8 protein-coding genes and 1 pseudogene are annotated in these 6556 nt (G+C 64.5%); 4 read left to right on the top strand and 5 right to left on the bottom strand.

Translation table 11 applies throughout. The features are described 5' to 3' along the window. Window positions 1-264 precede the first annotated feature (264 nt). Window positions 265-1188, bottom strand: coding sequence for a 2-dehydropantoate 2-reductase (locus JOY90_RS20715; RefSeq protein ID WP_291692969.1), 924 nt, complete (start codon window positions 1186-1188; stop codon window positions 265-267). Window positions 1189-1312: 124 nt separating this feature from the next. Here JOY90_RS20715 and JOY90_RS20710 point away from each other — a divergent pair, with 124 nt between their 5' ends. Then, window positions 1313-2494, top strand: a complete 1182-nt coding sequence (locus JOY90_RS20710) for an adenylate/guanylate cyclase domain-containing protein (RefSeq protein WP_291692968.1) — start codon at window positions 1313-1315, stop codon at window positions 2492-2494. A gap of 56 nt (window positions 2495-2550) precedes the next feature. Here the strand turns inward: JOY90_RS20710 and JOY90_RS20705 are convergent, their stop codons facing one another. The 3 genes from JOY90_RS20705 to clpS all read right to left on the bottom strand — a co-directional run bounded on the left by JOY90_RS20705 (window position 2551) and on the right by clpS (window position 3993). After that, complete coding sequence (locus tag JOY90_RS20705) at window positions 2551-2868, bottom strand: EthD family reductase (protein WP_291692967.1); 318 nt, start codon at window positions 2866-2868, stop codon at window positions 2551-2553. 88 nt (window positions 2869-2956) lie between these two features. Further along, window positions 2957-3688, bottom strand: a complete 732-nt coding sequence (locus JOY90_RS20700) for an antibiotic biosynthesis monooxygenase (protein WP_291692966.1) — start codon at window positions 3686-3688, stop codon at window positions 2957-2959. After that, window positions 3688-3993, bottom strand: coding sequence for an ATP-dependent Clp protease adapter ClpS (gene clpS, locus JOY90_RS20695; protein WP_291692965.1), 306 nt, complete (start codon window positions 3991-3993; stop codon window positions 3688-3690). The genes JOY90_RS20700 and clpS overlap by 1 nt, the downstream gene beginning before the upstream one ends. 287 nt (window positions 3994-4280) lie before the next feature. On the opposite strand from clpS, the gene JOY90_RS20690 reads away from it, so the two are divergent. After that, window positions 4281-5138 (top strand): DUF1194 domain-containing protein, encoded by an 858-nt coding sequence (locus tag JOY90_RS20690; RefSeq protein ID WP_291692964.1) that lies wholly within the window; start codon window positions 4281-4283, stop codon window positions 5136-5138. 136 nt (window positions 5139-5274) lie between these two features. Continuing rightward, the gene (locus JOY90_RS20685; protein ID WP_291692963.1) at window positions 5275-5922 is read left to right on the top strand and encodes a hypothetical protein; all 648 of its coding nucleotides are present in this window, start codon (window positions 5275-5277) and stop codon (window positions 5920-5922) included. A 1-nt stretch (window position 5923) separates the two neighbouring features. On the opposite strand, the gene JOY90_RS20680 is transcribed toward JOY90_RS20685, so the two are convergent. Further along, the gene (locus JOY90_RS20680; protein WP_291692962.1) at window positions 5924-6169 is read right to left on the bottom strand and encodes a hypothetical protein; all 246 of its coding nucleotides are present in this window, start codon (window positions 6167-6169) and stop codon (window positions 5924-5926) included. A gap of 79 nt (window positions 6170-6248) precedes the next feature. On the opposite strand from JOY90_RS20680, the pseudogene JOY90_RS20675 reads away from it, so the two are divergent. Next, window positions 6249-6556, top strand: a pseudogene (locus tag JOY90_RS20675) (septal ring lytic transglycosylase RlpA family lipoprotein); the annotation flags it as partial.

Here is a 6556-nt window from a genome sequence, read left to right as displayed (position 1 = left end):
CTGGCGGACCATTTCCTTCGCCATCGCGGGCAGGTCGGGCGCTGATGCTTAGCTAATGGCTTTGAATTGTATCGCGTTGCGACAAACTCGGTTCACCTCTCCCCGCCGGGAAGACGTCGGATCGCATCGCCAGATGCCGAACGATAGACTGTAGCCCCTCACCCGGCGCTTCGCGCCGACCTCTCCCGAAGGAGAGGTGGGCACCGCCGTCCGAACGGGCATTCAAGCCAAATTCGCTTAAGTGAGCTTGGCTCTGCCCCGCGATTAGCCCGACGTGCCCATGATGTAGGGCTTCAGCAGTCCATAGAGCATTGCGTGCGTCGGCGTCGGCACGCCGAGCTGGCGGCCGAACTCGACGACCTTGCCGCTGAGCCAGGGCAGTTCGAGCCGGTTGCCGCGCTCGAGATCGAGCGCCATCGAGGCCTTCATGGCCGGCGGGATGTGACCGATGAAGGCGAGCGTCCGGTCGAGAGCGTCTTCCGGCAGCGCGACTTTTGCGGCGCGACCGAGCTCGATCACTTCCTTGACGGCGGCGATGAAGATCGGCCGGATGTCGGGATCGTCGCGGAGCCGGCCGATCGGCTGCCGCGTCGCCGCCGTGAGGCTGGCATTGGTCGTGAGCGCGATGAATTTCATCCACAGCTCGGTCTGAATCTCTTCGCTCAGCGTCGCGTCGAAGCTGGCCTTGCCGCACAGCGCCAGGAAGTCCTCGGCCCGCCGGCTGCGCCTGCCATCGAGCTCCCCAAAGATCATCCGCATGAAGGTGCCGACCTGGACGATCACGCCGGGCCTGACGATCGAGGCGCTGATCTGCGCCACGCCCCCCATCACCGCCTCGCGCCCGAGGATCGGGATCAGCCGCTCGGCGGCGTCGATGCCGTTCTGGAGCGGGATCACCGCGGTCATAGGGCCGACCAGCGGCTTGATCTGAGCGCCCGCGCTCTCGACGTCCCACAGCTTGACGCAGAACAGCACGATATCGACCTCGCCGATGCTTGCGGGATCGTCGGTGGCCTGGGTGGGCACCAGATGGGTCTCGCCGCGGCCGCCCTCGATCCTGAGGCCGGTGTTCTTCATCGCCGTCAGATGGGCGCCGCGTGCGACGAAGGTGACATCCGCGCCGGCCTTCGCCAGCGCTGCACCGAAACCGCCGCCCACGCCACCTGCACCGACCACCGCAATCCGCATCCAAACCTCCTGCAATCGGCTCCGATCCACGGCATCCCGTTTCCTTGACTTCACCCGGATGCCGGCCAAACGCAACGGCTTTATGTCACCTTGACGGCGCGGTCGTTCGGCGACTAATGGCGCCATGGATGAGCGCGCTATTCAAGAGCTCAGGGAATGGCTGATCGATGGCGCACGGTCGGCGCCGATGTCGCCGGAGTTCCTGCGCCAGGTCTGCGAACGGGTGGTCGCGGCGGGCATATCGCTCTGGCGTGTCGCCGCCTTCGTGCGGACCCTGCATCCCGACGTCTATGGGCGCCGTTTCCTCTGGCGTCCGGGAGCGGAGGTGGTGGTCACGTCCGCCGATCTCGACATCGAGGAGTCGCCGGACTTCATCAACAACCCGGTCGGGATCGTCTATCGCAGCGGCAGGGAGCTTCGATATCGTCTCGACGATCCCGAGAGCCAACACGTCCCGTTTCTCGACGAGATGCGCGCCGAAGGCGCAACCGACTACATCGCGCTGCCGCTCAAATTCACCGACGGATCGATTCATGTCGTGAGCTGGACCACCCGGCAAGACGGCGGTTTCACCGAGCAGCAACTCGCGGCGTTGCGGTCGATCATTCCGCCGTTTTCGCTGTTGGGTGAGATTTTTGCGCTCCGCCGCACGGCGGCGTCGCTGCTCGACACCTATGTCGGCAACCAGGCCGGTGAGCGCATCATGGCCGGCCAGATTCGGCGCGGACATGCGGAAGCGATGCAAGCCGCGATCTGGCTGTCGGATCTGCGCGGCTTCACCGCGCTGTCCGACCGGCTCTCGCCCGAGATCGTCGTCGACATCCTGAACCGCTATTTCGATTGTCAGGTGCCCGCGATCCGCCAGCATGGCGGCGAGATCCTGAAGTTCATGGGCGACGGATTGCTCGCGGTGTTCCCGATCGCGAAGGAGGGTGATCATCTCGGCGAGGTATGCGGCCGGGTGGTGGCCGCGGCGCGCCTCGCGCGTGCCAACGTGCTCGACATGCATTATCCGAACGGGGAGGCGATCGAGCGTTTCCGTTTTGGCGTGGCGCTGCATATCGGCAGCGTGCTGTTCGGCAATATCGGCGGCTCCAACCGGCTCGATTTCACCTGCATCGGGCCTGCGGTCAACCTCGCGGCGCGGCTCGAGAAGCTCACCAGTCGCCTGCATCGAATCGTGGTGGCGTCGGAGGCCTTTGCCGGGTCCTGCGGCGCCGACTTCGTCGATCTCGGCGAGTTTCCGATCGCCGGCTTCGCGGCAGCCCAGCGGGTGTTCGGCCTGCGCGACGAGATGACGAGCTGAAGTGCGCTCCCTCTCTCCGTTCCTGAACGGGGGGAGGGAGCCGAACTGCATCGCATCTAGTGCCCGACCACGACCTCGCTGATCTGGATCACCGGCGTCAGGTCGGTGTAGTTCGGAATGTCGCCCAGGATCTCCTGGGCGTGGGCGCCCATGCCGGCCTGGAAGGCCTCGACCGAGTCGCAGAAGATGTGGCACATGCCGACATAGGTCGCCGGTGCGCCGGGCGCGCCGCCCGCAAGACCCTTGTCGACGGTGTAGTATTTGCAAGCGTCGCCGAGCCGGGCCTTCACCAGCGGCATGTGCTTGTCGCGGTAGTAGTCGTGGTCGAAGCGCGCGCCGGGCTGGTTCGGATACATCACGCTCACCTTGATCATGTCGTCCTCCCTCGCTGGATGATCACCGGTTGACTCCGGCTGGTCTCACTCTGCGTCGGTTTTGCCGGGCCAGCAAGAGGGGCCGCCCTCAAGCGGCGGACATGGCGTAGATGCGCTCGTCATAGAGGGCGCCGATCATCGGTGACAGCTTGGCGCGAAAATCCCGCGTGTGCGCCGCCATCACATGCGCTTCGAAGGCGTTCATGTCGGCCCATGTCTCGATCACCGTGAAATGGTTCTTGCGGTTGGCCTGCCGCAGCACGTCGTAACCGAGATTGCCGCTTTCTTTCGTCGTAGAATCGAACATCGCGCCGAGCAGGGACGCCGCCTCGTCGGCGAATGGTGGCGTCACATCGACATGCGTCACCACGTATACTGTTCCGAGCGGTGACTTGCTCTTGGCGTCCCACGCCCGCATCGCGCCGAGCAGGCGCGGATCGCAGGGCGCGGCCTGGATGGCCTCGAGCTTCCCGCGAAGCTCCGTTGTGCCCGGAGCCTTGTCGTTGCCGTCGAGGGCAGCCTGGTCCTGCCAGGCCTCCACGAGCACGAAGCGGTTGGGGCGGCCGCTCTCGCGCAGCAGGTCAAATCGCAGGTTGCCCGCCGCGCGCTGGCCGGCCTCGCGGGTTGCTGCGAGAAGCGCCGTCGCGGAAGCATGCTCGCCTGGCGCCACCTCGCAATAGGTAACGCGGTAGATCGCATCGCTCTGCGCCCGGGCCGTTCCGCCACAGGCGATCGCGACGAGGAGCACGGCGGCAAGGAGTTGTGAGGTCGCTGCGCGGATGCGCGCTGGTTTGCGGCAGGCTGACGGCGTCGGTCGCATCACTCCTCCGGCTCGGTCGTGAACAGCAGCGGGTAGCCCTTGGCGCGGCCGGCGTCGGTGGCACGGGTAGCCTTGGTCTCGGCGACGTCCTTGGTAAAGACGGCGACGACGCAGACGCCGAGCCGGTGCGCGGTGATCATCACCTTGTAGGCCTGATCGTCGGTCATGCGGAATTCTCCCTTCAGGACGGTGACGACGAATTCGCGCGGCGTATAGTCGTCGTTGACCAGGATGACCTTGTGCAGGCGCGGCCGTTCGACCTTGGTCCGCACCTTGGTCCTGGGTTTGGTGACGGTATCGGCCATATCTGCACTTTCCGAAGTCTGCACTTTCCGAAGTTCGCGATCCAGCAGCCAACTCGAAGGATACCGTCTCCGGGCCAACTCGGGAACCGGCTGTTTGCGATGGCTTCATTGCATCTGCGGCGTTCAAAGCATGAGGTGCGCCGATTGCCTGTTTGCGCAGCGGCGCTTGCCTGGCCGATGCCGACCGGCGGCTTCGCGCTAACTGGAATGTGAAGGCTGAATTGCGTTCGCGCTTTGCACAGCCTCATTTGCATGTCACCATCCGTTCACACGATGGAGGTCGGCTCATGCGCTGGTTTGTCTCGATCGGGGCGGTGCTTGTCGCGGGCGCGATGGCCGGTGGCGACGTCGCCGCGAACGCGACGCCGGCGCCGAAGGCCGAGGCGGCCCGGCAGATCGCCGCCGACGGAGACAACCAGGCAACCGTCGATGTCGAATTGATCCTGGCCGTCGACGTCTCCTACTCGATGGACATGGACGAACTCGCCGTGCAGCGCGAGGGTTACGCGCAGGCCATCGTCTCCAAGGAATTCCTGCAGGCGCTGAAAACCGGCCCGAACGGCAAGGTGTCGATCACCTATTTCGAATGGGCCGCGTCCAGCGATCAGAAGATCATCATCCCCTGGCGCGTCATCGACGGGCCTGAGACAGCGGATGCCGTCGCCAACGAGATCCTCAAGACTCCGATCCGTCGCGCCTCGCGCACCTCGATCTCCGGCGCGATCTATTTCGCGATGCCGCTGTTCGACCAGGATCCCTATCACGGCCTGCGCCGTGTCATCGACATTTCCGGCGACGGCCCCAACAACAACGGTACGCCGGTGACGATCGCGCGTGACGAGGCGCTGTCGAAGGGCATCGTCATCAACGGCCTGCCGATCATGGTGAAGGAGCCGTCCTATTCGACCATGGATATCGACAATCTCGACTGGTACTACGAAGATTGCGTCATCGGCGGCCGCGGCTCTTTCGTGGTGGCGATCAAGGACCGCGAGAGGTTCAAGGAAGCGATTCGCACCAAGCTCCTGCTCGAGGTGGCCGGCCGCCCGCCGGACCGGCCCTCGGTCGTCCCGGTCGCCGACAAGGAGCCGCGGGTGCCCTGCACCATCGGCGAGAAAATCTGGCAGGACCGTTGGGGACGTTAGCGCAGGCAGCGAGCGATTTGCCCCACCCCGGTCACGCCCGGCCTTAACCGCCCGTTAATACTTGGCTGGCCTGATCGGCGAAGGCTCGCATTGACCCCGCGTCAGGCGGCACGCTTCGACAGGACGCTTTGGACCGATGGCGGCGATATCCATTCCCAGCGGCAGCCAGATTTCGCCGGCGACCGAACGGACCTATCACCAGAGCAATCTGATCGGTGATTGGAAGGGGGTTTGGTCGTCGAAGGACCATCAGTTCGTCGAGTTCAAGGTCGTCAACATCCGCGGCGCCAAGGCTCAGGTCGAATACACTCACAACGGACATACGGAACGCGGCCTTGCCGACGTCGATGGCGCGACCATCACCTTCGGCGATGTCACGATCGGTACCAAGGATGGAAAGAATGCCGCGCTGGAATTCTCGGTGAGCGGCGCGACAAAGTCCGCGATCCTCGCCAAGGTGGACACAGCAGCCGACCAGAACAAGCTGGTCGGCAGCTGGAGCGGATTCTCATCGGCCAACGGCCAGAGCGCATTCTTCCAGGTCGTCTCCATCGATGGGCGGGATGCGCAGGTGAAATTCACCGCCAACGGCGGTGCGATGCAGTCCGGCGCCGGCATCGTATCCAAGAACTCCGTCATGTTCGGCAGCAAGGCGACGTTTACGTCCGACGACGGACAGACCGGGAAGATCATTTTCCAGGCCGGGCACAGCACCTATGCCGTGCCGGTGACCAAGAACAAGGCGACGAGCACGTCGTCCTCCGCCGTGAACAAGGTGGTTTGACTCAAGCCAGGGTTACGCCGATCAGCGCGGGCAGGATGCGTTGCAGCAGTGGATCAGGTCGCATCTGGCTCTTCCTCACGGCTTGATGCCAATATTGTGTCTCAGCGGCAACACCCAAGAGGAAAACAGATGCCTCTTCACGCCCTCGGTTGTACCCAGCCACGGTTTCGCCGCCATCGGCTGTCGCTCTTTCGCCCGGCTGGGGGTGGAGGCGATACATCATGCCTTTTGACAGCCGCGCCAGCATTTCTGGCGTCGAGAATACGATAGATGCGTTTTGTGCCGGTGGGCCCGGAAGCCGGCAGAATGTCATTCGGATCATTGCATTGGCGCTCGCTTCGGCGTCGCTGGCCGCTTGCGCGCAGTCCTCCGTCGTCAGCCAGCGCTCGGGATTCTATGCGCCGACGCGACAGGCGTCCGTCCAGCGCCACCAAGGTTTCCGCTTTGCATCGGCCCCGGCGCATGAGTCGGTGGTGCGACGGCACGAGCCGTCGTCGGCCAGCGCGACGACGACGCCCCACGTGGCGTCGCGGGGAATGGCCAGCTTCTATACCGAGGGTACCAGGACCGCGAGCGGCGAGAAATTCGACTCGCACGAGATGACTGCGGCGCATCCGAGCCTGCCGTTCGGCAC

This window comes from Bradyrhizobium sp. (assembly GCF_019242285.1).
Taxonomy (GTDB): Bacteria; Pseudomonadota; Alphaproteobacteria; order Rhizobiales; family Xanthobacteraceae; genus Bradyrhizobium.
The sequence above is the reverse complement of the archived record's forward strand: the minus strand, read 5'-3'. Positions and strand labels throughout refer to the sequence as shown.

What these genes read in the sequence shown, in the direction of transcription:
- JOY90_RS20715 (WP_291692969.1), bottom strand. Translation starts at nt 1,188, where the DNA reads ATGCGGATTGCGGTGGTCGGTGCAGGTGGCGTGGGCGGCGGTTTCGGT.
- JOY90_RS20710 (WP_291692968.1), top strand. Translation starts at nt 1,313, where the DNA reads ATGGATGAGCGCGCTATTCAAGAGCTCAGGGAATGGCTGATCGATGGC.
- JOY90_RS20705 (WP_291692967.1), bottom strand. Translation starts at nt 2,868, where the DNA reads ATGATCAAGGTGAGCGTGATGTATCCGAACCAGCCCGGCGCGCGCTTC.
- JOY90_RS20700 (WP_291692966.1), bottom strand. Translation starts at nt 3,688, where the DNA reads ATGCGACCGACGCCGTCAGCCTGCCGCAAACCAGCGCGCATCCGCGCA.
- clpS (WP_291692965.1), bottom strand. Translation starts at nt 3,993, where the DNA reads ATGGCCGATACCGTCACCAAACCCAGGACCAAGGTGCGGACCAAGGTC.
- JOY90_RS20690 (WP_291692964.1), top strand. Translation starts at nt 4,281, where the DNA reads ATGCGCTGGTTTGTCTCGATCGGGGCGGTGCTTGTCGCGGGCGCGATG.
- JOY90_RS20685 (WP_291692963.1), top strand. Translation starts at nt 5,275, where the DNA reads ATGGCGGCGATATCCATTCCCAGCGGCAGCCAGATTTCGCCGGCGACC.
- JOY90_RS20680 (WP_291692962.1), bottom strand. Translation starts at nt 6,169, where the DNA reads ATGCTGGCGCGGCTGTCAAAAGGCATGATGTATCGCCTCCACCCCCAG.